This is a genomic window from Cupriavidus sp. DF5525, assembly GCF_040149425.2.
GTDB lineage: Bacteria > Pseudomonadota > Gammaproteobacteria > Burkholderiales > Burkholderiaceae > Cupriavidus > Cupriavidus pickettii_A.
In genome coordinates this window covers 621,104-646,144 of the sequence record NZ_CP168267.1, presented here as the reverse complement: position 1 = coordinate 646,144, position 25,041 = coordinate 621,104, and the positions used below count along the sequence as shown (strand labels likewise).

Below are 25,041 nucleotides of genomic sequence, written 5' to 3'. Positions count from 1 at the left end.
TTGGGCGTGATCCTACGGCCACCCATCTGGTCGCGTTGATTGCCTGCCACCCTTGCCTATACGGGCAGTTGCCTTCTCATCACCCGCGCGCCTCCCGCGCAGTCAGCATGACCTGCGGGACGCAGGCGCAACGCGCGCCCGCCCCTTCGTGACTACACGGCACTCAGCCAATGCGGATACCAAGGCGCACTTATCGCCACATGGCATCAAATGCAAAGTCTGCGGCAGTCCATGCAAAGTTGGGGCTTGCCGCAACACCTACTCTGGTAATGAGTCGGATCTCCTCATCGGCCAGGTGGAGCGGCTTGTAGCCCTTGAGTTTGTAATTTACCTAAACGAAGTCTTAATCATGTTTGGATTGTTCAAGAAGCAGCCTGCGATCATCTACGATTTGCCCTTTGGCGAAAAGAACGAAGGGGAAATCCGAAAACTTGCAGAAAATTTGTCCAACCAAATCCGGGTCATTGTGCATGAAGATGTTTCTGGCTCAAATTGCAAGAATGATGGACGGGCATCTCTCCTGATCGAAGAAGCGGCATTCGATATTAGCAGCAACATGTTCGATCGCATCAAGATTTGGGAAGGTGTAGAGAACGTTGACATGGTCGCATACCGCAACCTTATCGCGGCATTCCAAAACCCGAGGCGGCGCAACGGCCTCATCGCATCGATGATCTAAGCAACTCCAGCTCTTTGCAAGCGGCAAAGTGTCCGACCTTGCCAACCTGGTTGTAATAGACCCGGTTGGGATATGCCCGCGCCAGCCAAGCCTTCGGTGGCCAGTAAACCTCGCCTGGAAAGACGGTCAATGCCGCCGGAACGGTAACGCGGCTGGTCTTTGCTGGTGCCACGCTGGTCTCCCTGTAGATCCGGGCGCTGGACTCGTCGGTGTTCGTCAGCCATTAGAGCGAGACGTTGTCGAGGATCGGGTCACGACCCAGTGTCCGGCGTGTAGAGACCCAGTCGGCCAACTTGCTGAGATGCGCGGCAAGGCCTCGTTATCGTGACTTATCGCTGCATCCCGCAATGCCAGCGCGTCACGTCCCATCCCTGCCCGGCGCGCTGCGGCAAACCGTGATTCGCCAGGGATGGCGGAGGCGCAACGGCCGTAGCCAGTTGCGGTCAAAGCCGCGACTGAATATGGGCGACCCAACTCACAACATAAGCGGCCATCCAGGCTTCGTGTGACAAAGCAACATGACTGGATTGCACCGCCCTGCTTATCAATTGCTTATCAGCTATTCAGGTCCTTGCCGGTCGAGTCTGAGAGCGGAACCAGTAGTTGGCTGGACTGCATCCCGGACACCGCGCGTGAGGATCGAGGCTCTAAACGCTTCCGGACTCAAAGGCCAGGGTCCTCTTCCTTAAAGGGTCGGGAAGATTGGTCCGACGCACCGATCTTGGTTGACCGAAGTCATACAAGAACCGGGCGTTCGCCTCGAAGCAATCGGATGTCGCATAGGGGTCGGCTAGAGACGACGAGCATGACCGTCCGCGGGGTCCCTCGTCACAGCCCAATAATTTCGTGATCATGAAATTATTGATTGGGCACTGCTTCGAACTGTCGCCGGCCAGGCGTGCAGCCTAGATCTCCGGGCCTCTGTGAAGCGCTCTGCGAGAGTCTTCTCAAGGGTTTATACTTACCCTCGTCTCCTCTCTTTCTCTGAAAGGGATTCATGCCCGCCCGAGCAGCGGGCATTCTTTTGCCTGTGCTCCCGATCGACTAGTACCACTGCACAGAGGTTATGACGGTTTGTCAGAGGTCGGTACTGGGTAGGCTTTGGCCAATTTCTCCCGTGCCGTTTCGGTAGAGAACATCCAGTTGATGCGAGCGCCGCTGACGTTTCGCAGTTGCTCCCAAGCCGCGACCTCGGTGATCAGCCGATCGCGGCAGTCGATGCGGCGATCCAGGCACTGGCTTCGCAGCACGCCGATTTCGATCTCGACCATGTTGAGCCAACTGGCGTGCTTGGGGGTGTAGTGGAATTCGATCCGCTGCAGGATGCGGCGTGCCTCTGCTGGTGGCAGGGCTTGGTAGAGCGCAGCCGGCGTGTGGGTCGACAGATTGTCCAGCACGACCCGGATGCGCGGTGCCTGGGGGTAGTGGATATCGACCAGGTCGCGCATGCACTGGGCGAAGTCATCTGCCGTTCTCCGTTCAGTGACTTTGACCTTGCGCCAGCTACGGTGCGCATCGAGGAAGACGAACAGATTAGCGGTGCCGTTGCGCTTGTATTCGCAGTCGTAGCGCAAAGGTTTACCCGGCTCGGCCGGAATCGGTTGGCGTACCTCGCCGATGAGCTGGGTCGGGCTTTCATCGAAGCACACCACCGGGTGTTGCGGGTCCGGGGTTTCGGCATACAGGTCGAGCACGTCTTCCATGCGTGCAACGTACTCCGCGTCGATCTTGGGAATGCACCACATGTCCTTGCGCCAGGGCTTCAGATCGTTCTCGGCCAGGCGCCGGCGTACCGTCTCGCGCGATAGCTCTTCGTGCTCGGTCAGTTTGACGAGCGTGTCGGCGAGCAATTCCAGCGTCCAGCGCGCACGTCCCGGTGGCGGGTTGGTGCAGGCGGTGGCAATCAGCAGGGCCTCCTCCTTGCCGCTGAGCTTGCGCTGCGCCCCGGGTCGAGGCTGTTCGTTCAGCGCCGCTTCCAGACCCATCTCCACGAAGCGGCGCTTGGTGCGGTACACCGTGGATTCGCCAACCGCCACGGTGGCTGCAATGCTCGCGTCATCCTGGCCTGCATGCGCTGCAAGGAGGATTTGCGCTCGCTTGAGCTTGCGTGCCGCATGCTTGCCGCCGCTTAGCATGGCAGCAAGCGCCTCACGCTCGGATTGGTCGAGCTCGACTCGATAGCGTAAATTCATTCGGATGGCCTCCTTCTGGGGGGCCTCCTTCGACTGCGGGGGTTCCGAATGAATCAGAAATCGCTTCCATTGTCTGGCGAGCGCTCAGCCTGTCCGAGCTTCACCGACAAGCAAGGTCAGTATCTCGCCTTCATATGGGCCTACAGCTTGATAAACGGCCGCTCTCCGGCCGAGCGCGACATGCAGCGCTTTTTCGCCGTCACGGCTCCTTCCGTCCATCAAATGGTGCTCAACCTCGAACGCAATGGATTGATCCGCCGCCAAGCAGGCATCGCTCGCACCATCGAACTGCTCGTTGACCACAACTGCTTGCCTGTCTTACAACCCAGCCAAACTGTCATAACCTCTGTGCAGCGGTACTAGTCAGACGTTCTCGGAAAGTCAGGACTCTCTACATCGAGCGCGTGGCCGCTCGTCAGCCTCCGCAGTCGACCTGTCCCTATTCTGTAGACGTTCGTGCATCGTCTCGCAGCGTATCAACATCATTGTCGCCGGCGCCTCGTCTGCGCCGGCGTCGGCAGCCTCCGCGGCGCTGCGCAGATATACTTGCCGGGAGACGATGGCGGCGATCACGATGAAGGCGCCGACGCCGAAGGCCCGGGCCAAAGTCGGAAGGTATCGTGCCATGGAAATCCTACCGGATAGCAGGGGGGGTAGCGAGACTACACGAAGCTGCCACGAGTCGGGGGGCTACGCCATTGCACGATTGACACCGCCTCCGTTTCGCCGTGGTGAGGCCGGGGCCTTCAGTAACACCGCACTGGGCCGGATGAGCATGCCAAAGACGATCGCGCCCCTACCGCGCGGCCAATACTGGGCCACACCCCACGCCCCCTCTCCGCTGGAGGGTCCGAACGGCCATGACGAAGTCTTTCCTGGCGCCCACTGCGTCAGCGACGGCAAATGGGTCACGTTCTATAAGGCAAGCGAAGAAGTTTGGGCGTGCAACGCCGTATATGCCGGCGCGCATTTCGATTGTGCTTCGCGTTCCAGCGCCTCTTGTCGAGGCCGTCCACCAGCGCCTGACAAGCCAGGGCTTCGAGCCGGTCGGCAGTACGCCAGAGGCATTCGCCAGCCTGATCGAGGCCGAACAGAAGAAATGGCCCGCTGTCGTCAGGCGCGCGGGACTCCGGCCCGAGTAGGAGCACTGGCTTGCATCGCAAGCCAGCGCGACTTATAGGGCCCGGTTCATTGCACCTTACGGCAGCCGCAGGCTCCCCTAAATTTTAGCGATCGTCAGAATCGCATCAGCACCAGCATGCCGTAGAACAACCCAGCGAGGAAAAGCGTCTCCAGAACCATCAGCGCCACCGGCTTCCAGCCTACGGACAGGATATCCTTGAGGTGAGTCTTCATGCCGATAGCCACCATCGCCATGACCAGACACCACTGCGAAGCGAACTGCCCCGCCTTGACCAGTTCCAAGGGCAACCAGCCGGTGCTGTTGATCGCCACCAGCACCGCAAACGCCACGGCAAACCACGGCAGCAGCGGCGGGCGCGGCCCCTGTCCAGCTTCCCCTTGTGCCCGCTGATGACGCTGCGACAACCATGCAGCCAGCGCGATCACCGGCAGCAGCATGGCCACCCGCATCAGCTTGATCAGCGTCGCCGCATCCCCCGCTTCGTGCGAAATGCTGTAGCCAGCCCCCACTACCTGGGCCACGTCATGGATGGTCCCGCCGATAAAGGCTCCGGCCTGTGATGAAGGCAGCGCCAGCAGCTGCGTGAGCATCGGGTATAGCACCATCGCCACCGTGGATAGCGTGCTGACGGAGATCACCGTGAACAGCGTCGCGCGCTCCTTTAGCGGATGCTGTGGCATGGCCGCGGACAGGGCCAGCGCCGCGGAAGCCCCGCAGATGGCCACGGCGCCCCCGGTGAGCAAGCCGAAGAACGTCTGGAACCCCATCATCCGAGCCAGCACGATGCCGCACAGGATGGTCAGCGCGACCGCCAGCACGACCATGGCAACGGAGTGCCAGCCCAGCGCCGCCACCTGCGAGGCCGTAATGCGTAATCCCAGCAAGGCGACACCCAGGCGAAGCACCTGCTTGGCGCTGAAGTCGATGCCGGCAGCACTGGAGGATTCCCGTGACAGAAAGTTCAGCGCCATTCCCAACAGCAAGGCGAACAGCATCACCGGTGCCTGGTAATGCGCGGCGAGCGACATCGCGGCAACTGTCACGATCGCGCTGATGACCAAACCGGGCAGATATGCCCGGAAGGTACTTAACAAGCTCGGGTTGAGGAAGCTTACCGACATCCATGTCTCTCCAATGCATCGATGAAGGTCGCCAGCCATCTCGATATCAGGCCCGCCATCCTGGCCAATCGGGAAACGCAGGCGGGCACACTATGCAATTTCCCATCCCGGAAGGATGCAACATGGAACACAGTGCCCGCCATGCAAAGGATGCCAACGACTTTGCATTACATGCCAAGTCGAATATGAACCCTCTCTGAAGCAAGTCGCTTTGCTGCATTGTGCGGAGCTACCACCACCCAGCACGCGGAAGTGGCGCCAACGCCGTAGCGCCACGGGGAGCCTGGCCAGTCCGGATTGGCTAACTACCTGGGCATGTCGCTGGCATCTTGAACGTCAGCGTCAGCTTGCTTCCCTTGGTGACGGATATGGTCTGTCCGTAGCTGACAGTGGGCATGAATTGAATGTCGGGTGCCACAGCTACCGGCGGATTCTTTGCGCCATCGATGGTCAGGTCGAGCTCCACATTGACCGAGTCAAAGGACCCCTGTCCTCTTGCCTCCGCGTCCTTCTTGAATGCGCACAGTCCGGCGGAGACTTGCTGCAAGGCGGTGGGGATATCAACTGGCTTGCCAGGCGGGATCGGTGCTGTATTACACCCGGCAAGCATTAGCGCAGCGAATGCAAAAAGGAAGGAGAATTGGGTGCGCATTAGAAGTCCCCAAGGGTCTAGTGGGTGAATCAGCCTGCATTAGCCTCAACGTCGCTTCTGTTCGCTTCCGAACTGACATCCGTCCTTACAGCGCAAGGGTTACCACGCGCAGCGTGGCATCGTCGGGACACGGTACGTCGGCAAATCCCAGCCGTCTGGCTAATCGCCGCATCGCGGTATTCGATGACAGAACATTACCTTCCATGCATCGATATCCGCGACGGCGAGCAATGTCGATCAATACGCTCAACAGTCGGCTGGCAAGACCAAGCCCATGCCAGTCATCCACCACCGTCACTGAGTTGTGCCACCAGCGTGATGTACTCAGGAATGAGCACACGTCGCCACACCGGTGGGCTCAAGCCGCGCCGAGCCATTCGGAGTTGCAGGACGGCAATCGCCGGCTGAGGATCGGATGCCATGGGCCCATTCTAGGTGGCTCATTGGCCTCTCAGAAGCGGTAAGGTCGATTGCCCCCGCTTTGGCGCGGACTCCGATCACGCGCTGCGGGTTTACCGCATTGCTGATTTTTGGGCTATACCCGCGGCGCCAGCGCCGCAAAGATCGCGGTGGCCCGCACCAGGCAGCGGTCGCCCGCAACCAGTCGGCACGTCCCGTAACGCAGGCGCGAGCCGAGCTTGTCGAACTCCACCCGTGCTTCCACCCAGTCGCCAAGGCGCGCCGAGTCCAGATAGTCCAGGCTCAGGTTCACTGTGACGGCGGTCGCTGACCGCCCCAATTCCAACAACATCATTGCGCCAATCGCTGTATCTGCGAGAGTCGCCAGCATTCCGCCATGGGGCATACCAAGGGGGTTCAAGTGGCTTTCGTCGATACGCACCGCAAGCGTTCGACGCTCCTCGTGAACGTAGAGCTCGCCAAAGTTTGCCATGTAACCGCCTCGCTTGCGAAAGGCGACAAAGCCTTCCGGCACGCCGGCATGAGTTTCCGGCGTATCAGCGCAAGAAGCTTCGGTCATAGAAATCTCGATTGCAGTCATGGTTTCATCCATAGAAGCGCGAACCGCGCCAGACTACTCGCGGCACCTTGCAACCAGCGAGTGACTTGCCCAGCGCTGCACGGCGCGCCGCTTCGATCAGCCTAGTCAAGACTCAGATTCGAATGGCGGACGATCTGGCCCCACAGTCGCTGCTCGCTGTCGACGAAGACAGCGAACTTTGCCTGCGGCTGCCCTCCCGGGAGGCTTCCCATCTCCCTGATCTTGGCCACGACTTCCGGATCGTGCATGGCCTTGATCAGGCTGTCCTGCAGCTTGGCGACAATGGCCGGCGAGGTCTTGGCCGAGACGAAGAATCCGGCCCAGCCCGTCACCACGAAGTCATTGACGCCTGCTTGCGCCATGGTTGGCACCTCCGGCAGGCTGGCAACGCGTTCGGCGCTGGTAACTGCCAGGGCACGCAGTTTCCCCGCGCGTATCTGCGGCAGCGCTTGCGTGAGGTTGTCGAACATGAAGGTGGTTTCACCGGAGACCAGCGAGGTGGTCGCCGGAACCGAGCCGCGGTAAGGCACATGAATGGCCTTGGTGCCGGTGCGCATCCCAAACATTTCACCGCTCAGGTGCGTGGTTTGCCCGATGCCGGCGGAGGGGAAGCTAAGCTGCCCCGGCCGACTCTTCAGTTCCGCGATCAGGTCCGCGACCGTCCTGATCGAGGACTGCGCGTTGACCACCAGTACATTCGGGAACACGATCAGATCGGTTAGTGGAACAAAATCTGCGGGGCGATAGGGCAGTTGCTTGTAGGCGCTGTAGTTGATAGCGTGGGAACCGGTATTGCCCGCCACCAGGGTGTAGCCGTCTGCCGGCGCCCGAAGCAGTGCCTGCACGCCGATGATGCCGCCGCTTCCGGGGCGGTTGTCGATGATGACAGGCTGGCCCAGCAGGCCAGCGAGCTTCTGTGCCATGAGGCGGGCTGGAATGTCGATAGTGCCCCCCGGCGCGCCCGGAACGATGATGGTGATCGCCCGCTCCGGCCAGGCCGCTGCCGCCGGCGTCGTGACGGCGGCAGTGGCCACCAGCGACAACCCAAGCGCCGCCTTGATCAATAGCTTGAAACGCATAGTTCTTCTCCTCCATGTAGTGGTGTTGTCGCCAGTGGGCCGGCCGGATCATTCCGGCTCTTGCAGCCCCACTGAGCGAATCTGTGTGCGTCCAGCGCGGTCTTTAGCGCGCGGCCATCCGGATGGCACCGTCAAGGCGAATGGTTTCGCCGTTGATCATCGGATTTTCAAGGATGTGCAGCGCCGTCGAAGCAAACTCGTCCGGCTTGCCCAGGCGTGCCGGATGCGGAACGGAAGCGCTGAGCGCGGCTCGTACAGTCTCCGGCAAGCGATCCAGGATGGGGGTATCGAACACGCCCGGCGCGATGGTGCTGACGCGGATCAGGCGCTGGGCCAGGTCGCGCGCGGCCACCAGCGTCATGCCGACCACGCCGGCCTTGGCCGAAGCGTAGGGGATCTGGCCAATCTGACCCTCGTAGGCAGCCACCGAGGCGGTGAGCACGCAGGCACCGCGCTCACCGTCGACGGGCTCGTTCTTTGCCATGCGTGCCGCCGCCAGCCGCAGCGAGTTGAAGGTGCCGATCAGGTTGATCCGTACGATCGATTCGTATTTCTCGATCGATCCCGGTGTGCCGTCCTTCTCGACCAGCCGCACGGTACCGCCCAGTCCCGCGCAGTGGACCAGCGCGCGCAGCGGGCCAAGCGATTCGGCCGTGTCGTAGACGCGGCCCATCTGCTCCGTATCGCAGACGTCCGCCTGCACGAATCGCGCCTTGTCGCCAAGTACCTGCATGGCGGCGGCACCCCGCTCTGCCGACAGGTCGGCGATGACCACGGCGACGCCTCGTTCGAGCAAGCGGCGGGCGGTGGCCAGTCCCAGACCAGAGGCGCCCCCGGTAACCACGGCAGACATGTTTTCAAGCTTCATCTTGGTTCTCCTATCCTTCTTGGTGTAATCCACCCTGGATCGACTTTCGCGATCCGGGTCAACGCCGCGTAACGATTGCGGCGTTGGTCATGCGCCCAGGCGCGTAGCGGACGCCAGCAGCGGCGGCCAGCGGGAAGCGTTTGCGCGTCGATTCAGTACGATTTCGGCAGGCCCAGCACGCGCTCAGCGATAAAGCACATGATCAGCTGCGGGCTGACCGGCGCGATACGCGGGATATACGACTCGCGCAACAATCGCTCGACCCGGTACTCGCGCGAGTAGCCCATGCCGCCCAGCGTCAGGATGGCGGTCTGGCAAGCGTTGTGCCCCGCTTCCGCGGCCAGGTATTTGGCGGTGTTGGCCTCGGCGCCGCAAGGCTCGCCGGCGTCGTACAGCGCGGCAGCCTTGAGCATCATGAGATTGGCCGCCTCGAGCTGCATCCATGCCTGCGCCAGCGGATGCTGCACCCCCTGGTTCATGCCGATCGGACGGCCGAACACGACGCGCTCCTTGGCATATTGCGTGGCGATGGCCAGCGCCGCGCGGCCCAGGCCGACGGCCTCGGATGCGATCAGGATGCGCTCCGGGTTAAGCCCATGCAGGATGTACTCAAAGCCGCGTCCTTCCTCCCCAATGCGGTCTTCCTCGGGAATGAACAGGTCGTCGATGAACAGCATGTTGGTGTCGACGGCGGCGCGGCCCATCTTGTCGATCTCGCGGATCTCAATCTTGCTGCGGTCAATCCTGGTGTAGAACAGCGACAGCCCGTCGGTGGGCTTCTTCACCGATTCCAGCGTCTGCGTGCGCGCCAGCAGCAGCATGCGGTCCGCCACCTGTGCGGTCGAGATCCAGATCTTGCGGCCGCTCACCGAATAGCCGCCCGGCACCTTCCGGGCGAAGGTCTTGAGCTTGGAGGTGTCGAGCCCCGCATCGGGCTCGGTCACGCCGAAACAAGCTTTTTCCTGGCCGGCGATCAGGGGCGGCAGGTAACGGCGCTTCTGTTCGTCGGTAGCGAATACCACCACCGGATTCAGGCCGAACACGTTCATGTGCACTGCCGAGGCGCCGGTCATGCCCGCGCCCGACTGCGAAATGGTCTGCGTCACCAGCGCGGCCTCCAGAATGCCAAGGCCGGCGCCGCCAAACGCTTCCGGCATCGCCACGCCCAGCCAGCCGCCTTCGCACAGCGCCTTGTAGAACTCATGCGGATAGGTGCCGGACTTGTCGAGCCGGTCCCAGTACTCCATGTCGAACTGCGAGCAGACCGCCTGGACTGCCTCCACGATGGACTTCTGCTCTTCGGAAAATTGGAAGTTCATTTCTGATCCTTGCTCAGATTGAGGTTTGAGATCGTGAACGACGCCGTGCCCGCCCCTGGGATTCGATCAGGATGGCTGCACCGCTGGTTCGGGATGTCGATCAAAGGTGTTCCGACCCGGAATCCGAGTCGTTTGCCACAGGCGCTCGTGCCGGAATGGAAAATGGGCCAGTTTCAGGAGCGCCAGAGCCGAGCTTGTGCCGGGTCATCGAGTGCACGCTCTATCTCCACGGTATGCTGCCCGCGCGTTGGAATCGGACCGGGTGCCACAGCTTTTCCATCGAACCGCGGTGCCGGCCTTGCCTGGAGCTCGCCATCCTCCTCAAAGTAAATGCCGCGTGCGACGTTGTGCGGATGTCTGGCTGCCTCATCCGGACTGAGCACGGGGGCGAAGCAGACATCGGTACTTTCCAGCAACGCACACCATTCGGCACGGGTCTTGCTGGCAAAGATCCCGGTCAGGTGGCTGTGCAATTCGGGCCAATGCTGGCGGTCCCACTGCGAGCTGTAGCGCGGATCGGCGGTGAGGCCGAGATGCTCCAGCAGCAATGCGTAGAACTGGGGCTCGAGCGCGCCAACCGTGATGTAGGCACCATCGGCGCAACGATAGGTCGAATAGAAGTGCGAGCTGTCATGCATGCTGGCGCCTCGCTCACCGCCAATGAAGCCCTTGCGACGCGTGCCCAGGAGCAACTGGAGCATATGAGCGGAGCCGTCGACGATGGCTGCGTCGACTACGGTGCCCTTGCCAGTGCTGCGTGCATTCAGCACGCCCGACAGAATTCCCACCGCGAGATAGAGCGCGCCACCGCCGACATCGCCAATGACGGTGATGGGTGACGACGGCGGCTCTGCTGCGCTGCCGGCGTAGTACAGCGCCCCGGACAGCGAGATGTAGTTGTTGTCATGCCCCGCAGCCTGGGCCAGGGGCCCGGTCTGGCCCCAGCCGGTCATGCGGCCGAAGACCAGGCGCGGATTGCGCGCCATGCACACATCCGGGCCAAGGCCCAGGCGCTCCATGACGCCGGGCCGCATTCCCTCGATCAGCGCATCGGCGTCCTCGATCAGGCGCAAGACTAGTTCGCGGCCCTCCGGGGTCTTCAGGTCTGCAACGATCGAGCGCTTGCCCCGGTTCAACACATGGCGATCAGCTGCCGATAGGCCCGGCGCCGTACTCGTCGGACGCTCCACCGCAATGACATCTGCGCCCAGATCGGCAAGGTGCATGGCACAGAACGGTCCTGGCCCGATCCCGCAGATTTCCACAATTCTCAATCCCGACAGCATTCCTTCTCCTCCCCAACAAGCTACGGCGCGGTCCGCCTTCTGCCATCCGCAGAGCCGGCCGCCGCCGATCCCAGCTGACCGGCGACTGGGTTGTGCCGGTTCACAGGCTGCGGCCGATGATCTCCTTCATGATCTCCGACGTGCCGCCATAGATCCGCTGCACGCGGCTGTCCACGAATGCCCGTGCGATGCCATACTCGCGCATGAAACCGTAGCCGCCATGCAGCTGCAGCAGTTCGTCGACTGCCTGCCCCTGCGCTTCCGTGGAATAGAGCTTGGCCATGGCCGCCATTTCGCTGGTGAGCTTCTTCTCGAAATGCAGCGCGATGCAGTGATCGATGAAGACGCGGCAGGCGACGGTCTTCGCCTTGATTTCTGCCAGCTTGAAGCGCGTGTTCTGCAGGTCGAACACCGGCTGGCCGAAGGCCTTGCGGCTCTTGGTGTAGGCAATGGTCTCGTCCAGCATGGTTTCCATTACCACCGGGCTGCGCACCGAGACCATCAACCGCTCCTGCGCGAGTTGATGCATCAGGTAGCCGAAGCCCTTGCCTTCCTCGCCCAGCAGGTTGGCGGCAGGTACGCGGACCTCGTCAAAGAACAACTCGGCCGTGTCCTGCGCCTTCAGGCCGATCTTCTCCAGCAGCGGGCCCTTGGTGAAGCCGGGCGTGCCGGCTTCCACCACGATAAGGCTGATGCCGCGCGTGCCGGCGGCGGGATCAGTCTTGCACGCCACGATCACCAGGTCCGAATTGGCGCCGTTGGTGATAAAGGTCTTCTGTCCGTTGATGACGTAGCTGTCGCCGTCGCGCCGCGCGGTGGTGCGCAGCGATTTCAGGTCGCTGCCGATGCCGGGCTCGGTCATGGCGATCGCGCCGATCTTCTCGCCGCGGGCCATCGGCGGCAGCCAGCTCTCCTTCTGCGCCTCAGTGCCGTAAGCGAGGATGTACGGCGCCACAATGTCGGAGTGCAGCGGAAAGCCCGGGCCGGTGGCCAGCACGCGCATCAGTTCTTCGATAACGACAATGGAATGCCCGAAGTCGCCGCCACCGCCACCGTACTGCTCCGGGATGGCGCACAGCAGCAGGCCTTCGCGGCCAGCCTTGAGCCAGGTCTCGCGGGGCACGCAGCCGACCTTTTCCCATTCGTGGTGGTGGGGTGCGATTTCGCGCTGGACGAATTTGCGAACCTGGTCGCGGAACTGTTCGTGATCTTCACGGAGGGCTGTTCGCATGGGGATGTCTCCTTTGGATGGTGCTTGTCGAGATAGGCAGGCGTGCGGCTCAGCTGGCTGCCGCTGCCGAGCTTGCGGCAGCAGCTGCGTACTGGTTGATGAGCAGCCGCTTGTAGAGCTTTCCGTTCTCAAGCCGCGGCAGCGCCGTGACGAAATCCACGCTGCGCGGGCATTTCACGTGCGAGATGTGCTGGCGGCAGAAGTCAAGGATCGCCGCGGCCAGCTCCGGCGTGGGCTGCTGTGCTGGCTGCAGTTCGACCACCGCCTTGACTGCTTCGCCGAACTCCGGATGCGGCACGCCGATGACCGCGACATCCGCCACGCCGGGATAGGTGGCAAGCAGGTTTTCGATTTCCTGCGGGTAGATGTTGACGCCGCCGGACAGGATCAGGTCAGTGCGGCGCCCGGAGAGATAGAGATAGCCGTCTTCATCGACGTGGCCGATATCGCCGAAGGTCGCGCAGCCCTGTGCATCGTAGGCGTCGGCGGTTTTCTGCGGATCGTTGTGGTAGGCAAAGCGCGGCGCGCCCGAGAACCAGATGCGGCCCTGCTGCCCCACCGGAACCTGCTGGCCCGCTTCGTCCTTGATGTGGATATTGCCCAGCAGCGCGGGCCCGACCGTGCCCGGCCTGCGCAGCCACTGCTCGCTGTCGACGCCGGTCAGGCCGATGCCCTCGGAGCCGCCGTAGTACTCGTACCAGACCTTGCCCCACCAGTCGATCATGCGCTGCTTGACGTCGGGCGGGCACGGCGCGGCGGCATGGATCGCCACCCGCATGCTCGACAGGTCGGCCTGCTCCCTCACTGCGTCGGGCAGCGCCAGCAGGCGGATCATCATGGTCGGCACCCACTGGCTGTGCGTGACGCGGTACTGCACGATCAGCCGCAACGCCTGTTCGGCGTCGAAGCGGCTTGACACGATATTCTCGCCACCCCAGTCGATATTGCGCATCACGCTGCGCATGGGCGCCGCGTGATAGAGCGGTGCCATGGTCAGGTAGACGGTGTCACGGCCAAACTGGAAGAATTCGCGCCAGACCACGGCGTCATAGGCGTCGCCGAAGCGGTCGGCGAACGGCACCAGCGGGCGCCGGATGCCCTTGGGCTTGCCGGTGGTGCCGGAGGAGTAAAGGAAGTCGCGTCCCACCGCACGCTCGGGCAGGGGCGTGCCGGTGTCATAGCCGGCAAGGGCTTGAGCAAAGGACAGGAAGCCGGGCGCTTCGCCGTCGAGCAGGTACTTGTCGCCGGTCCAGCCCTCGCCGGTGGCGGCAGCCAGATCCGCCGTCTTGCGCGTGGCGACCAGCAGCCTGGCACCGCAGTCGCGCAGGATGTATTCCACCTCCGAAGGGTTCAGGTGCACGCTCACTGGCGTGTAGTAGAGTCCCGCGCGCCGTGCGCCCCAGGCCAGGGCGAACATGGCCGGGTGGTTCTCCATCAGCAGCGCGATCCCCTCGCCCTCCTTCAAGCCAGCACCGATCAGCCATTGCGCGACCAGGTTGGCGCGCGCATCGAGTTCACCGTAGGTCAGGGTCAATGTCGCCTGCCCGTCGGTCAGCCGTACGGCGGCCTGGTCGGGTTGGACCTGCGCCCAATGGGCAAGCCGGTCCACGGTCTGTAGTGTCTCCATTGTCTCCTCTCTCCTCTGGTCCGGCCCTGCTCGTCTGCGCGGGCCCGGATCTCCGTTACGTCAACCCGCCACAGCCAGCTCAGCCATAGCTGGCGGCGGGAATGCCAAGCGCGGCCTCAATGCTGCGCACCATCGTGGCCAGGCGCGGACCTACCTCCTCCTCCAGCTGGCCCGGCCGCAATTCAAAGCTCGGCACGGTGCAGGCGAACACGTAGATCTCGTCCGGCACGTTGGACCGCACCGGCACGGCGACGGCATCGAGCTGGTGATGCAGGTCGCCGTGGCTGATGCAGAAGCCGCGTTCGGCCAGGTTCTGGCGCGCTTCCGACATGCGATCGGCCAGCCAAGCGCCGTGCTCGGGATCGCTGGCGCGCATCGCCTCGACATAGCGCTCCCGTTGCTCCGGCGGCAGTGCCGCAAGGTAAGCACGCCCCTTTGCCGTGCGCGACAGCGAGATATGGCTGCCCATCGCCGGCCGCACGGTCTCGCATTCCTTGGCCTGGGCCAGTTCGATAAAGACCAGGTCCAGGCCCGCGCCCAGCCCCAGCGAGACCTGGCCCCGCACACGGTCGGCCAGTGCCTGCATGGGGCCGAAAGCCAACTGGCGGATACGCACCCGCGCCAGCAGCGGCGATGCCAGGCGCGCCAGCCCCGGCGCCGGCTGAAAACGGCCGGTCAGTTCGTCGTAGCGCAGCAGTCCGGCCTCGCACAGCGTAGAGGCCAGGCGGAACAGCGTCGGCCTCGGCAGGCCGGTGGCAGCCATCAGGTCGCGGGCGTTCAGCTCCGGCGTTGCGGTGGTGAAGGCCTGGAGGATCTGAATGCCGCGCGCCAGCGCACTGCCTGCGGCAGTTGCGCCACTTTCGGCCTGCAACTCGGACTGGAGCTCTTGAAATTGAGATTCACGTTTCATTATTAACCTCCGTTACATAAATTATGGGCAAACGATTTGACTTACGCAACTATTTTCGAGACACTCATCTCACTTTTTTAGGAGACATGATGACCGACGCATTCATCTTTGACGCAGTGCGCACCCCGCGCGGGAAAGGTAAGCCCGGCGCTGGCGCGCTGTATGAGGTTAAGCCGATTGATCTTGTCGTCACATTGCTGGAGGCGCTGCGCCAGCGCCACGATCTGGATCCAGCGCGCGTGGATGATCTCATCATGGGCATCAGCTCGGCCGTCGGCGACCAGGGCTCCTGCCTGCCCCGCATCGCTGCCCTGAGCGCGCCGCGCGGCTGGACCCAGGTGCCCGGCATGGCACTGCAGCGCTTCTGCGGCGCCGGCCTGGAAGCCATCAATATCGCCGCGGAGAAGATTCGCTCTGGCTGGCATGACCTGATCGCCGCCGGCGGCGTGGAGTCGATGTCGCGCCTGGGCCTCGGCGCCTCCGGCGGGGCCTGGATCTACGACCCGGCCACCAGCCTGAGGATCGCCTATGTGCCGCAGGGGTTCAGCGCCGACATGGTCGCCGCGCTGCATGGCTTTTGCCGCAAACAGCTGGACGAGTACGCGCTGCGCTCGCAGGCGCTCGCCGCCGCGGCCCGGCGCGAGGGGCATTTTGCGCGCTCGCTGGTACCGATGCGCGATGCCAGCGGGCTGTTGGTGCTGGACCACGACGAATACATTCGCGAAGAAACCACCTCGGCCTCGCTGGCGTCGCTCAAGCCGGCCTTTGGCGGCCCAGCTGGCGCAGCCAACGCCCTGGTGGCCCGCCAGCGCTATCCGGAACTCGACCATATCGATGCCGTGCACACCGCCGGCAATTCCTCGGGGATCGTCGATGGTGCCGGCCTGGTGCTGATCGGCAGCGAGCGCATCGGGCAGGAGCTTGGCCTGCGCCCGCGCGCGCGCATCCTGGGCACGGGCCTGGCGTCGGTGGAAGCCACGCTGATGCTGACCGGCCCGGTGCCGGCCACGCAGAAGGCGCTGGCCAAGGCCGGCCTGCATGCCGACCAGATCGACCTGTTCGAGGTCAATGAAGCCTTTGCCGCGGTGCCGCTGCATTTTGTCAAGACACTCGGGGTGCCGCTGCAGAAGATCAACGTCAATGGCGGTTCCATCGCCATGGGCCATCCGATCGGCGCTACCGGCGCGATCATCGTCGGCACCCTGCTCGATGAACTGGAACGCCGGCAGCAGCGCTACGGCGTGGCCACGCTGTGCGTGGCCGGTGGCATGGGCGTGGCCACGGTCATTGAACGCCTCTGAGCCCCCCTGAGAGATCCAGAACCACACACGCGGCGCTATCAGCCCGCCCTGCCGGAGACCCCAAGATGCAAGCCCCAATCCAGTACCACAAGTCCGCCGACGGCATCGTCACCCTAACCTTCGACGCGCCGGAACAAAGCGTCAACACCATGTCCGACGCCATGCGGCAATGCTTTGCCGACATGGTGACCCGCCTGGAAGCGGAGAAAGACGATATCGCCGGCGTCATCCTGACGTCCGCCAAGGAAACCTTCTTCGCCGGCGGCGACCTGAACCGCCTCTACAAGATGCAGCCCGCCGACGCGCAGGGGCTGTTCGATGCGACTGAGCGCGGCAAGAACACCCTGCGCCGGCTCGAAACGCTAGGCAAGCCGGTGGTGGCCGCGCTCAACGGCACCGCGCTGGGCGGTGGCTTCGAGATCGCGCTGGCCTGCCACCATCGCATCGCGCTGAACAAGCCCAAGGTCCAGTTCGGCCTGCCCGAAGCCACGCTCGGCCTGATGCCGGGCGCCGGCGGCGTGGTGCGCCTCACCCGCCTGCTCGGCCTGGCCGCGAGCCAGCCGTACCTCCAGGACTGCAAGCTGATGTCGCCCGCCGAGGCCGTCAAGGCCGGCCTGGTCCACGCGCTGGCCGATTCGCGGCAAGCGCTGCTTGACGCAGCGAGCGCCTGGATCATCGGCCATCCTGCGAGCGCCCAGCCCTGGGACGCCAAGGGTTATGTGCCGCCGGGCGGCTGGACGGATGCGGACGGCACGAAGCGCTGGATCTCTACCGCCGCCGCCACCGTGCGAGCCAAGACCAAGGGCTGTTACCCCGCGCCTGAAGCCATCCTGTGCGCCTCGGTCGAAGGCATGCAAGTGGACTTCGATACCGCCAGCCGCATCGAGACGCGCTACTTCATCCAACTCGTTACCGGAAAGGTATCGAAGAACATCCTGCGCACCTTCTGGTTCCGCGCCAACGAGATCAAGTCGGGCGCGCAGCGCCCGCAGGGCGTCCCCAAGGGCAAGATTGGCACGCTGGCCGTGCTGGGCGCGGGCATGATGGGTAAGGGCATTGCCTACGTGGCCGCAACACGCGGCATCGACGTGTGGGTCAAGGACGCGACCCTGGCGCAGGCCGCCGGCGCGCGCGATGCCGCCGACAAGCTGCTCGCCAAGCGCGAAGAGAAGGGCGAGATCGATGCCGCCCGCCGCCGCGAGATCGTGGAGCGCATCCGCCCGGTGGAGCGCTTTGAAGACCTGTCCCACGTCGACCTGGTCATTGAAGCCGTGCCCGAGAACCCTGCGCTGAAGGCCGAGATCACGCGGTCTGCGGAGCCGCTGTTGGCCGACCAGGCGTTCTGGGCATCGAACACGTCCACGCTGCCGATCACGGGCCTGGCCGAGGCGTCCGGGCGCCCGGACCGCTTCATCGGCCTGCATTTCTTTTCGCCGGTGCACCGCATGCAGCTGGTGGAGGTGATCAAGGGCGAGCGCACGTCAAAGGAGACGCTGGCCCACGCGCTGGACTTCGTCATGCAGCTCGGCAAGACCCCGATCGTCGTCAACGACAGCCGGGGCTTCTTCACCAGCCGTGTGTTCAGCACCTTCACGCGCGAGGGCGTGGCAATGCTGGGTGAAGGCCAGGACCCGGCCGCAATCGAGGCAGCGGCCGCGTTTGCCGGTTTTCCCGTGGGACCGCTCGCGGTGCTGGACGAAGTCAGTCTGAGCCTCTCCTACAACAACAGGCTTGAGACGCTCGCAGCGCATGCAGCCGAAGGCCGGCCCCTTCCTGCGCACCCGGCAGACGCAGTGATGGAGCGCATGCTCGACGAATTCGGCCGCAAGGGTCGCGTGGCCGGCGGCGGCTTCTACGACTACCCGGTTGAGGGCGGCAAGGTGTTCTGGAGCGGACTGGCGCGCCATTTCCTGCACCCCGACGAGCAGTTCCCGCCGCATGACAAGCAGGACCGGCTTCTGTTCTCCATGGCGCTGGAATCGGTGCGCATCCTGGAGGAAGGCGTGCTCGACAGTGCGGGCGACGGCGACATCGGCTCGGTGCTTGGCATCGGCTTTCCGCGCTGGACGGGTGGCGTGTTCCAGTTCCTCAACCAGTACGGGCTGGACAAGGCCGTGGCACGCGCCACGTACCTGGCCGAACACTATGGCGAGCGCTTCGCGCCGCCACGACTGCTGAAGGACAAGGCAGCCCGCGGCGAACAGTTCTGACCTCACTAGAACATTGAAAGGAGACAACCATGCAACCCACTAAGACGCTCGCCACTGTCCTTGTTGCAGCATCTTTCGCCGGCGCCGCCGGCTCCGCCCTTGCCGCGGACTACCCGAGCCGGCCGATCCGGCTGGTAGTGCCCTACGCCGCCGGCGGCACCATCGACCTGATGGCGCGCATGCTGGGACCGAAGCTGCACGCCGCACTGGGCCAGCCGGTGGTGGTGGAAAACCGCCCCGGCGGCGGCACCACGATCGGCGCCACTGCCGTGGCGCGGGCCGAAGCCGACGGCTACACGCTGTTCCTCGGCTCTAATGCGGCCTTCACCATTAGCCCGCAGGTGATGTCGAACGTGCAGTACGACCCGCTGCGCAGCTTCGCGGCAATCGGCACGCTGGCGTCGTTTCCGAACCTGATCCTGGTCGCCCCGCAGTCGCCGTACAAGACGGTGGCCGATGTGGTGCAGGCCGCGCGCAAGTCGCCGGGCAAGATCAGCTACGCATCGTTCGGGGTGGGCAGCACCGCACAGCTGTCCGGCGAGGCGATCAAGGTCGCCGCCGGCACTGACATTGTCGAAGTGCCCTACAAGAGCGGCGCTCAGTGCGTACAGGCGTTGCTGTCCGGCGAAGTCACGTTTGCCTTCGACACGGCCATCGGCTCGGTGCAGCGCGTGAAGTCTGGCCAACTGCGCGCGCTGGCGGTCACGTCGTCGAGCCGCCTGCCCGACCTGCCACAGGTGCCCGGCATCACCGAAGCGGGCTATCCGTCGGCCGACGTGATGGCCTGGGTAGGCCTGTTCGCGCCGGCAGCCACGCCGCCCGCCGCGCGCACTGTGCTGAGCAACGCGGTGCGCAAGCTGATGGACGATCCGGAGGTGAAGCGCCAGTTCGCCAACCTGGGCGTGCAGGCCAGCTATCTGGATGGTGATGCCACCATGCAGAAGATGCGCAGCGAATACGTGCGCTTCGGCAAGCTGGTGGAGCAAGCCAAGATCCGGGTGAATTGAGTGGGCCTGCAAGTAAGCTGACCTCAAGTCTTGCCTGAAGCGTCTGCGCGCTGGGTTCTGTCTCGCACGGAGCTCAGCCTTGATCGTTCCAACCTGATGCAACGCCCGCCTGCCAAATGGCGCGCAAGACTTACCCCCTCTATCTCCGATCCTCATACACCTTCGGCGCAGCACCTCCCGCGACGCGATCCTCTTTAATTCGATCCATCGATGGATGGCGTAGCTGCATGGCGGCATTCGGCTTGAAAGAACGATGAGCTATACAACCCTTTCCCTGGCCCGCGATGAGCACATTGCACGGGTAACGTTAAATCGACCCGACGTTCGCAATGCTTTCAACGACATCCTGATTTCCGAACTGACCAGCGTGTTCAACGCCCTGTCGGAAGCCGAGGACATTCGTGCCGTTGTGCTTGCTGCCAGTGGCACTGCCTTTTGCGCAGGCGCCGACCTGAACTGGATGAAGAAGATGGCAGGCTACTCTCGCGAAGAGAACTTCGACGATGCCAAGAAACTTGCCAGCATGCTCCATACGATCTGGACTTTCCAGAAGCCAGTCATCGCGGCGGTCCAGGGTGACACCTATGCGGGCGGAATGGGGCTGGTCGCCGCCTGCGACATCGCGATTGCGGCGAATCATGCAAATTTCTGCCTTTCCGAAGCGCGAATCGGCCTGATACCCGCCACCATCGGGCCATATGTGGTCCGTGCAATGGGCGAGCAGGCGGCGCGCCGATACTTCGTCACTGCCGAGCGGTTCGATGCGTCGCAGGCGCTCCGACTCGGATTCGTGCACGAGATGGTCGCACCTGATGCGCTGGATGCGAAGGTTGCCGAGATCGCGAAGACGCTGGCCGCAAACAGCCCCGCCGCGGTGCGCGAAAGCAAGCGTCTGGTCCAGAATATCGCTGGCCGGCCCATGAGCCTCAATCTCATCAACGAAACCGCGGAATTGATCGCAGCGGTCCGTTCCAGCACAGAGGGTCGCGAAGGTGTGAGCGCCTTCCTCGAAAAACGCAAGCCGTCCTGGTTCGCGGCCGCTTAAATCAGCCCCTCGGCGGCGAGCACGAACTCCGCCGGGCAACTCTCTGCTTCCATAACGTAGCGTATCCATGCAACGCTCCACTTCCCCACGCATCCCTGCCGGCTTTCCAACACACGTCAAAGTCGTCGAGGTCGGGCCACGGGATGGCCTGCAGAATGAACGTCAGTATGTACCCGCCAGCATCAAGGTTGATCTCATCAACCGCCTTGGACGTAGCGGACTGACCGCCATCGAAAGCGCATCCTTCGTCTCTCCGAAATGGGTCCCTCAGATGGCAGACGGACATGAGGTCATGCATACCATCGACCGTGTTCCAGGCACGACGTACTCCGCTCTCACGCCAAATATGAAGGGCTTTGAAAGCGCGATGCTGGCCGGCGCCGAAGAGGTCGTCATCTTCGGCGCTGCCAGCGAGGCTTTCTCAAATCGGAACATCAACTGCTCGATCGAGGAATCCATCCGGCGCTTTGCGCCGGTAGCCATCGCGGCAAAAGCAGCCGGCGTGCGACTGCGAGCGAGTGTCTCTTGCGCCTTGGGTTGCCCATACCAGGGGGACGTTCGCATCGATGCCGTTCGGGACGTAGTGGCTCGCTTCGCAGACCTGGGCTGCGATGAAATCGACATTGCCGACACCATTGGCGTCGGTACGCCAGGGCGAGTCCAGGAAGTTATGGACGCGGCCGCCAGCGCGTTCCGGTTGGATGGCCTCGCGGGTCATTTCCATGACACGTATGGCCAGGCACTGGCAAACATTCTCGCCAGCCTTGAGGTCGGCGTCAGTACATTTCATTCCTCCGTCGCCGGGCTCGGCGGCTGCCCCTATGCCGCCGGTGCAACGGGTAATGTCGCCACCGAGGACTTGCTTTATCTCCTGCACGGGCTGGGAATCGAAACCGGCATCAGTCTCGACGCAATTGTGGAAGCAGGAGCGTTCATATCCGAAGCATTGGGACGACCAAACCTATCGCGTGTCGGAAGCGCTCTATTGGCCAAACGTGCCAACCTTTTCGGCACCTCCGGCTGAGCCCATGAACCGGCATTGTCGCACCGGCATGGGGCCACCAGGAACTTCTTGCAGTGGTTTCGACGATACAGAAAGCAGCAAGATCTCAAGTCTTCCTGATGGCTGCGTTGTCCTCTCTGCTTACCAATATAGGGACGTTGTCTTGCGCCAGCTTTCCTTTCCCTATACGGTCTCCGTCGACCTGGAGCGGCAAATAGCTTGGTGCAACGACCGATCGGTGTCAAGAACACTGCGGCCTGGCCGACAGACGATATTGCCATCGCTCACCCGGTTTGACTTGCATCTTTCGGCAAATGCCAGCGTACGTGTTCAAGTCCAAGTTGGGAATGACCTTGCGAACCCGGTGACTGGCAACAGCCAGGTATGTGCAAGTCCGACTTTCGAAATTGCCAGCATGGAAGGTTCAGCGCGACAGGACAGGAAAGCGCTGACTCACTTTCTCGCCCGATGCGTCTTCATCCAGCCAGGTCGAAACTGGACACGACATGAGTTTGCGTCGATGCTGCGCCTGTCTACAGGTGACGTGTCACGTCTGTTGTTCTCTGAAGGGGAATGCATGCGGGATACCGTCCGCTCAACCCGCCTCTGCAGGTTCCTGGTGGATCTTCCGAAGCTGCCAAAAGTCGACAATCGTCTCTCGGACGAATACGGCTTCAACTATCTGCATCTTCTTGAAGAGGCCGTATATGAGTCCTTCGGCGTCACGCTGGCAACGCTGACAGCGCTGGTCGGACAGAACAGGAATTTCAGCCCGTGGCACATCCGATCCAGCAGCGATCGCATTCAGTGATGGCATGCAATCATGGAGCCAGTTCTGATGAATCCGAGATCCAGCCAGCCTCTCTCATTTGACGAGCTCGCTCACCTTGCCGCATTGCTCGACACCATCGGCGCGATGAACATCGAAATGCTCGACGGCTACTTCACAGCATTGATTTGCGGGCCCGACATGGTGCTGCCGTGCGAGTACTTGCCTGAGGTGTGCGGTGCGGAGTCTTCTTTCAACACTGATGAGCAGGTCTCAGACATCCGTAGCCTGCTGATGCGTCACTGGAACGCGATCGCCGCGGAATTGCACAGTACTCTGAAGGAGCAGAACGTATATCTGCCGATCTTGATCGAACGGGATGATGGTGTCGCGCCCGGCAACGATTGGGCACACGGGTTCATGCGTGGCGTACAAATGCGCTCGGGAAGCTGGAATCACCTGATCCATGACGAGAATCACTGTGGCTCGATGCTAGCGATCATGATCCTGCACTACGAACATGATCCGGATCCCCAGATGCGACCACCACCTATCCCTCCCGAGAAGCGCGAAGCGTTGCTGGAATTGATAATCGCTGGGCTCACCCATGTCTACCGCTACTTCGAGCCGTATCGACAGGCACGAGCTCGTACAGGCTCATCTCGCAATGCTGTGCAGTGGTCCGCAAATCGCGTGGAATGAGACGAGCCCGCGTAACGCTCGTACGACCAACACGGGCTCGTTGTACACGATCGGCACACCGATAATGTATTCAGGAAGCGGATCCACATAGGCGAGGCCAGCCGGCGGCACCGCCAGGGCAGCCACTTCGATGGTCAACAGGGCCTGGACATTGTCGACGCTGTTGGCCCCCGTCACCGTATAGACCGCCGGTGCGGTCACTGCCGGCACAGTTGCCAGCCAGCGCAGTTTCGCCATTTCGAACTCCGGCCGGTTCTTCGATGTGATTAGCATAGATCACGGTACCGCGGGGCAGCGAGGGAAAATGAGTGAGCACCGGAACTCTGGTACGGTGGCGCCAGGTACCGTCGCGCATTGGCGTTACGGAACGCGGCGTTGCCCCGCCTGCTGGCGCAATCGCCAGCTTCGCTACAGGACAATCTGATATCGTATGGCGCCCAAGCCATACGGCATAGAAGAAACCTGACAAGGGAGCCAAGCAATGCCCAGGCCCAACCCAGCGCTCCGACGCAGCCAGAAGGCGCCCATGACACCGGGGCGCCGGCGGCTTGTGATCACTGGCGCCATCATGCTGGTCGCTGCCTTGGGCTGGGGAGTGGAGGTCGTCCTCGAACCCGCTATCCAGCGCACCATCGTAATCACAACCGGCGCGGACAAGGGCATCTACCGCGGCTTTGCAGATCGCTATGCCCCTCTCCTCAAACGCGACGGCATCACACTTGATATCCGCAACTCCGCCGGATCCGTCGAGAATTATGCGAGGCTGACGGATCCCGGCAGCGAATACGACGTCGGCTTCATCCAGTCAGGCACCACCACCCCGACGGAAGCCGACCACCTGCAGACCATTTCCGCAGTTGCCTACGAACCGATCTGGGTGTTCTATCGTGGCAAGGCCACGATCGACCGGCTGGCACAGCTAAGCGGCAAGCGGATCTCGATCGGCGTACCCGGCAGCGGCCTGCTGAATGTCTCGCGCGTATTGCTCAACCATAGTGGCGTCAACGCGAGCAACAGCATGCTGCTGGAAATGGACGCTACCCAGGCCTATCAACGCCTCCTCGGTGGCCAGCTCGACGCCGCCTTCTTCATCGGGAGGCCGGATGCCGACATGCAGCAGAAGCTGCTGAACAGCGACCTGAAGCTGATGAATTTCGCTCAGGCCGACGCCCTGGTGCAGAGGTTTCCCTCTCTTTCCAAGCTCACATTCCCGCGCGCATCGACCAGTATCTCCAAGGATCTTCCGCAAGCGGATGTCACGCTGCTGGCCGCCACGGGCCTGCTGGTCTCCAAGGACACCCTCCACCCTGCCCTGGTCTACCTGTTGTTGGAGGCAACCAAGTCCGTCCATGGCGGCGAGGACTACTTCACGCGGCTGGGCACGTTTCCCAACCTGAATACGAGCGAGTTTCCGATCTCGGACGAAAGCACGCGCTACTTCAAGTCCGGACGCCCCTTCCTGCAGCGCTACCTCCCTTTCTGGCTCGCCAGCTTCATCGAACGGCGCCTGCTGATCCTGCTGCCCTTCATGGCTTTGCTGCTCGGCTTGCTGCAGGCATTGCCGCGCATGATAGAGGCGCGGTACAAGAAGCGGCTTGTAGTCTGGTACCACGAGATCAAGGCGCTGGAAGATGAAATCTGGAGAAACGGCGAGCCGACCACAGAGCAGGTGGCGCAATGGCGCGACGAGATCGAGAACATCGACGCGCACGCGAGCCAGATACGGCTGCCGCAGCGCTACTTCCAGGATGTCTACGCCCTCAAGCAGGCGATTGGCGTCGTCCGAGACCGGATTTCCCAGGCAGCCGCGAAGGTCAAGACGTCCCTCGGCGACCGAATACCGGACCAATAGTGAGAAGTGCCGGTGCGATATCCGCGGAGCAAAAGGCTGAATTC

Annotated in this window: 22 protein-coding genes and 1 pseudogene; 10 read left to right on the top strand and 13 right to left on the bottom strand. The window is 62.8% G+C overall.

The window, feature by feature from the left end; translation table 11 throughout:
- Window positions 1–349 precede the first annotated feature (349 nt).
- On the top strand, window positions 350–679 hold the full coding sequence (locus ABNX08_RS37420; RefSeq protein WP_022540134.1) for a hypothetical protein: 330 nt from the start codon (window positions 350–352) through the stop codon (window positions 677–679).
- Between the two features lie 1,064 nt (window positions 680–1,743).
- Here ABNX08_RS37420 and ABNX08_RS37415 read toward each other — a convergent pair.
- Complete coding sequence (locus ABNX08_RS37415; RefSeq protein ID WP_022540133.1) at window positions 1,744–2,871, bottom strand: IS630 family transposase; 1,128 nt, start codon at window positions 2,869–2,871, stop codon at window positions 1,744–1,746.
- Window positions 2,872–2,919: 48 nt separating this feature from the next.
- On the opposite strand from ABNX08_RS37415, the gene ABNX08_RS37410 reads away from it, so the two are divergent.
- Window positions 2,920–3,234: a LexA family transcriptional regulator gene (locus ABNX08_RS37410; protein ID WP_022540044.1), complete on the top strand. Its 315-nt coding sequence runs from the start codon at window positions 2,920–2,922 to the stop codon at window positions 3,232–3,234.
- Between the two features lie 873 nt (window positions 3,235–4,107).
- On the opposite strand, the gene ABNX08_RS37405 is transcribed toward ABNX08_RS37410, so the two are convergent.
- The 11 genes and pseudogenes from ABNX08_RS37405 to ABNX08_RS37355 form a co-directional block, all read right to left on the bottom strand.
- Complete coding sequence (locus tag ABNX08_RS37405; RefSeq protein ID WP_349608296.1) at window positions 4,108–5,175, bottom strand: putative sulfate exporter family transporter; 1,068 nt, start codon at window positions 5,173–5,175, stop codon at window positions 4,108–4,110.
- Between the two features lie 262 nt (window positions 5,176–5,437).
- The gene (locus ABNX08_RS37400; RefSeq protein ID WP_022540129.1) at window positions 5,438–5,788 is read right to left on the bottom strand and encodes a hypothetical protein; all 351 of its coding nucleotides are present in this window, start codon (window positions 5,786–5,788) and stop codon (window positions 5,438–5,440) included.
- A gap of 85 nt (window positions 5,789–5,873) precedes the next feature.
- Window positions 5,874–6,131 (bottom strand): annotated as a pseudogene (locus ABNX08_RS37395) (N-acetyltransferase family protein); the annotation flags it as partial.
- 192 nt (window positions 6,132–6,323) lie between these two features.
- On the bottom strand, window positions 6,324–6,788 hold the full coding sequence (locus ABNX08_RS37390; protein ID WP_022540128.1) for a PaaI family thioesterase: 465 nt from the start codon (window positions 6,786–6,788) through the stop codon (window positions 6,324–6,326).
- A 101-nt stretch (window positions 6,789–6,889) separates the two neighbouring features.
- Complete coding sequence (locus ABNX08_RS37385; RefSeq protein WP_022540127.1) at window positions 6,890–7,867, bottom strand: tripartite tricarboxylate transporter substrate binding protein; 978 nt, start codon at window positions 7,865–7,867, stop codon at window positions 6,890–6,892.
- Window positions 7,868–7,970: 103 nt separating this feature from the next.
- The gene (locus ABNX08_RS37380; protein ID WP_022540126.1) at window positions 7,971–8,735 is read right to left on the bottom strand and encodes an SDR family NAD(P)-dependent oxidoreductase; all 765 of its coding nucleotides are present in this window, start codon (window positions 8,733–8,735) and stop codon (window positions 7,971–7,973) included.
- A 152-nt stretch (window positions 8,736–8,887) separates the two neighbouring features.
- Window positions 8,888–10,054, bottom strand: a complete 1,167-nt coding sequence (locus ABNX08_RS37375) for an acyl-CoA dehydrogenase family protein (RefSeq protein WP_022540125.1) — start codon at window positions 10,052–10,054, stop codon at window positions 8,888–8,890.
- A gap of 173 nt (window positions 10,055–10,227) precedes the next feature.
- Window positions 10,228–11,340: a CaiB/BaiF CoA-transferase family protein gene (locus tag ABNX08_RS37370; protein WP_022540124.1), complete on the bottom strand. Its 1,113-nt coding sequence runs from the start codon at window positions 11,338–11,340 to the stop codon at window positions 10,228–10,230.
- Between the two features lie 100 nt (window positions 11,341–11,440).
- Entirely contained in the window at window positions 11,441–12,571 is a 1,131-nt protein-coding gene (locus tag ABNX08_RS37365; protein ID WP_022540123.1) for an acyl-CoA dehydrogenase family protein, read from the bottom strand.
- 49 nt (window positions 12,572–12,620) lie between these two features.
- On the bottom strand, window positions 12,621–14,198 hold the full coding sequence (locus ABNX08_RS37360) for an AMP-binding protein (RefSeq protein WP_022540122.1): 1,578 nt from the start codon (window positions 14,196–14,198) through the stop codon (window positions 12,621–12,623).
- Between the two features lie 79 nt (window positions 14,199–14,277).
- A complete protein-coding gene (locus ABNX08_RS37355; RefSeq protein WP_022540121.1) occupies window positions 14,278–15,108 on the bottom strand; it encodes an IclR family transcriptional regulator in 831 nt (276 codons plus the stop codon).
- An 89-nt stretch (window positions 15,109–15,197) separates the two neighbouring features.
- Here ABNX08_RS37355 and ABNX08_RS37350 point away from each other — a divergent pair, with 89 nt between their 5' ends.
- From ABNX08_RS37350 to ABNX08_RS37320, 7 genes are all read left to right on the top strand, one after another.
- The gene (locus ABNX08_RS37350) at window positions 15,198–16,409 is read left to right on the top strand and encodes an acetyl-CoA C-acetyltransferase (RefSeq protein ID WP_022540120.1); all 1,212 of its coding nucleotides are present in this window, start codon (window positions 15,198–15,200) and stop codon (window positions 16,407–16,409) included.
- Between the two features lie 65 nt (window positions 16,410–16,474).
- Window positions 16,475–18,619, top strand: coding sequence for a 3-hydroxyacyl-CoA dehydrogenase NAD-binding domain-containing protein (locus ABNX08_RS37345; RefSeq protein WP_349608291.1), 2,145 nt, complete (start codon window positions 16,475–16,477; stop codon window positions 18,617–18,619).
- Between the two features lie 29 nt (window positions 18,620–18,648).
- A complete protein-coding gene (locus ABNX08_RS37340; protein ID WP_022540118.1) occupies window positions 18,649–19,626 on the top strand; it encodes a tripartite tricarboxylate transporter substrate binding protein in 978 nt (325 codons plus the stop codon).
- Window positions 19,627–19,879: 253 nt separating this feature from the next.
- Window positions 19,880–20,671: an enoyl-CoA hydratase/isomerase family protein gene (locus ABNX08_RS37335; protein ID WP_022540117.1), complete on the top strand. Its 792-nt coding sequence runs from the start codon at window positions 19,880–19,882 to the stop codon at window positions 20,669–20,671.
- Window positions 20,672–20,738: 67 nt separating this feature from the next.
- Window positions 20,739–21,695, top strand: coding sequence for a hydroxymethylglutaryl-CoA lyase (locus ABNX08_RS37330; RefSeq protein WP_022540116.1), 957 nt, complete (start codon window positions 20,739–20,741; stop codon window positions 21,693–21,695).
- A gap of 142 nt (window positions 21,696–21,837) precedes the next feature.
- On the top strand, window positions 21,838–22,485 hold the full coding sequence (locus ABNX08_RS37325; RefSeq protein WP_349608288.1) for a hypothetical protein: 648 nt from the start codon (window positions 21,838–21,840) through the stop codon (window positions 22,483–22,485).
- Window positions 22,486–22,512: 27 nt separating this feature from the next.
- A complete protein-coding gene (locus ABNX08_RS37320) occupies window positions 22,513–23,145 on the top strand; it encodes a UPF0149 family protein (protein WP_349608286.1) in 633 nt (210 codons plus the stop codon).
- Here the strand turns inward: ABNX08_RS37320 and ABNX08_RS37315 are convergent.
- A complete protein-coding gene (locus ABNX08_RS37315; protein ID WP_349608284.1) occupies window positions 23,101–23,382 on the bottom strand; it encodes a hypothetical protein in 282 nt (93 codons plus the stop codon). The two genes, ABNX08_RS37320 and ABNX08_RS37315, sit on opposite strands and share 45 nt — an antisense overlap.
- A gap of 289 nt (window positions 23,383–23,671) precedes the next feature.
- On the opposite strand from ABNX08_RS37315, the gene ABNX08_RS37310 reads away from it, so the two are divergent.
- Window positions 23,672–24,997, top strand: a complete 1,326-nt coding sequence (locus ABNX08_RS37310; protein ID WP_041682290.1) for a TAXI family TRAP transporter solute-binding subunit — start codon at window positions 23,672–23,674, stop codon at window positions 24,995–24,997.
- Window positions 24,998–25,041 lie beyond the last annotated feature (44 nt).

Coding starts and splice junctions, on each gene's coding strand:
- ABNX08_RS37420 (WP_022540134.1), top strand. CDS start 350: ATGTTTGGATTGTTCAAGAAGCAGCCTGCGATCATCTACGATTTGCCC.
- ABNX08_RS37415 (WP_022540133.1), bottom strand. CDS start 2,871: ATGAATTTACGCTATCGAGTCGAGCTCGACCAATCCGAGCGTGAGGCG.
- ABNX08_RS37410 (WP_022540044.1), top strand. CDS start 2,920: ATGAATCAGAAATCGCTTCCATTGTCTGGCGAGCGCTCAGCCTGTCCG.
- ABNX08_RS37405 (WP_349608296.1), bottom strand. CDS start 5,175: ATGGCTGGCGACCTTCATCGATGCATTGGAGAGACATGGATGTCGGTA.
- ABNX08_RS37400 (WP_022540129.1), bottom strand. CDS start 5,788: ATGCGCACCCAATTCTCCTTCCTTTTTGCATTCGCTGCGCTAATGCTT.
- ABNX08_RS37390 (WP_022540128.1), bottom strand. CDS start 6,788: ATGACTGCAATCGAGATTTCTATGACCGAAGCTTCTTGCGCTGATACG.
- ABNX08_RS37385 (WP_022540127.1), bottom strand. CDS start 7,867: ATGCGTTTCAAGCTATTGATCAAGGCGGCGCTTGGGTTGTCGCTGGTG.
- ABNX08_RS37380 (WP_022540126.1), bottom strand. CDS start 8,735: ATGAAGCTTGAAAACATGTCTGCCGTGGTTACCGGGGGCGCCTCTGGT.
- ABNX08_RS37375 (WP_022540125.1), bottom strand. CDS start 10,054: ATGAACTTCCAATTTTCCGAAGAGCAGAAGTCCATCGTGGAGGCAGTC.
- ABNX08_RS37370 (WP_022540124.1), bottom strand. CDS start 11,340: ATGCTGTCGGGATTGAGAATTGTGGAAATCTGCGGGATCGGGCCAGGA.
- ABNX08_RS37365 (WP_022540123.1), bottom strand. CDS start 12,571: ATGCGAACAGCCCTCCGTGAAGATCACGAACAGTTCCGCGACCAGGTT.
- ABNX08_RS37360 (WP_022540122.1), bottom strand. CDS start 14,198: ATGGAGACACTACAGACCGTGGACCGGCTTGCCCATTGGGCGCAGGTC.
- ABNX08_RS37355 (WP_022540121.1), bottom strand. CDS start 15,108: ATGAAACGTGAATCTCAATTTCAAGAGCTCCAGTCCGAGTTGCAGGCC.
- ABNX08_RS37350 (WP_022540120.1), top strand. CDS start 15,198: ATGACCGACGCATTCATCTTTGACGCAGTGCGCACCCCGCGCGGGAAA.
- ABNX08_RS37345 (WP_349608291.1), top strand. CDS start 16,475: ATGCAAGCCCCAATCCAGTACCACAAGTCCGCCGACGGCATCGTCACC.
- ABNX08_RS37340 (WP_022540118.1), top strand. CDS start 18,649: ATGCAACCCACTAAGACGCTCGCCACTGTCCTTGTTGCAGCATCTTTC.
- ABNX08_RS37335 (WP_022540117.1), top strand. CDS start 19,880: ATGAGCTATACAACCCTTTCCCTGGCCCGCGATGAGCACATTGCACGG.
- ABNX08_RS37330 (WP_022540116.1), top strand. CDS start 20,739: ATGCAACGCTCCACTTCCCCACGCATCCCTGCCGGCTTTCCAACACAC.
- ABNX08_RS37320 (WP_349608286.1), top strand. CDS start 22,513: ATGAATCCGAGATCCAGCCAGCCTCTCTCATTTGACGAGCTCGCTCAC.
- ABNX08_RS37315 (WP_349608284.1), bottom strand. CDS start 23,382: ATGGCGAAACTGCGCTGGCTGGCAACTGTGCCGGCAGTGACCGCACCG.
- ABNX08_RS37310 (WP_041682290.1), top strand. CDS start 23,672: ATGACACCGGGGCGCCGGCGGCTTGTGATCACTGGCGCCATCATGCTG.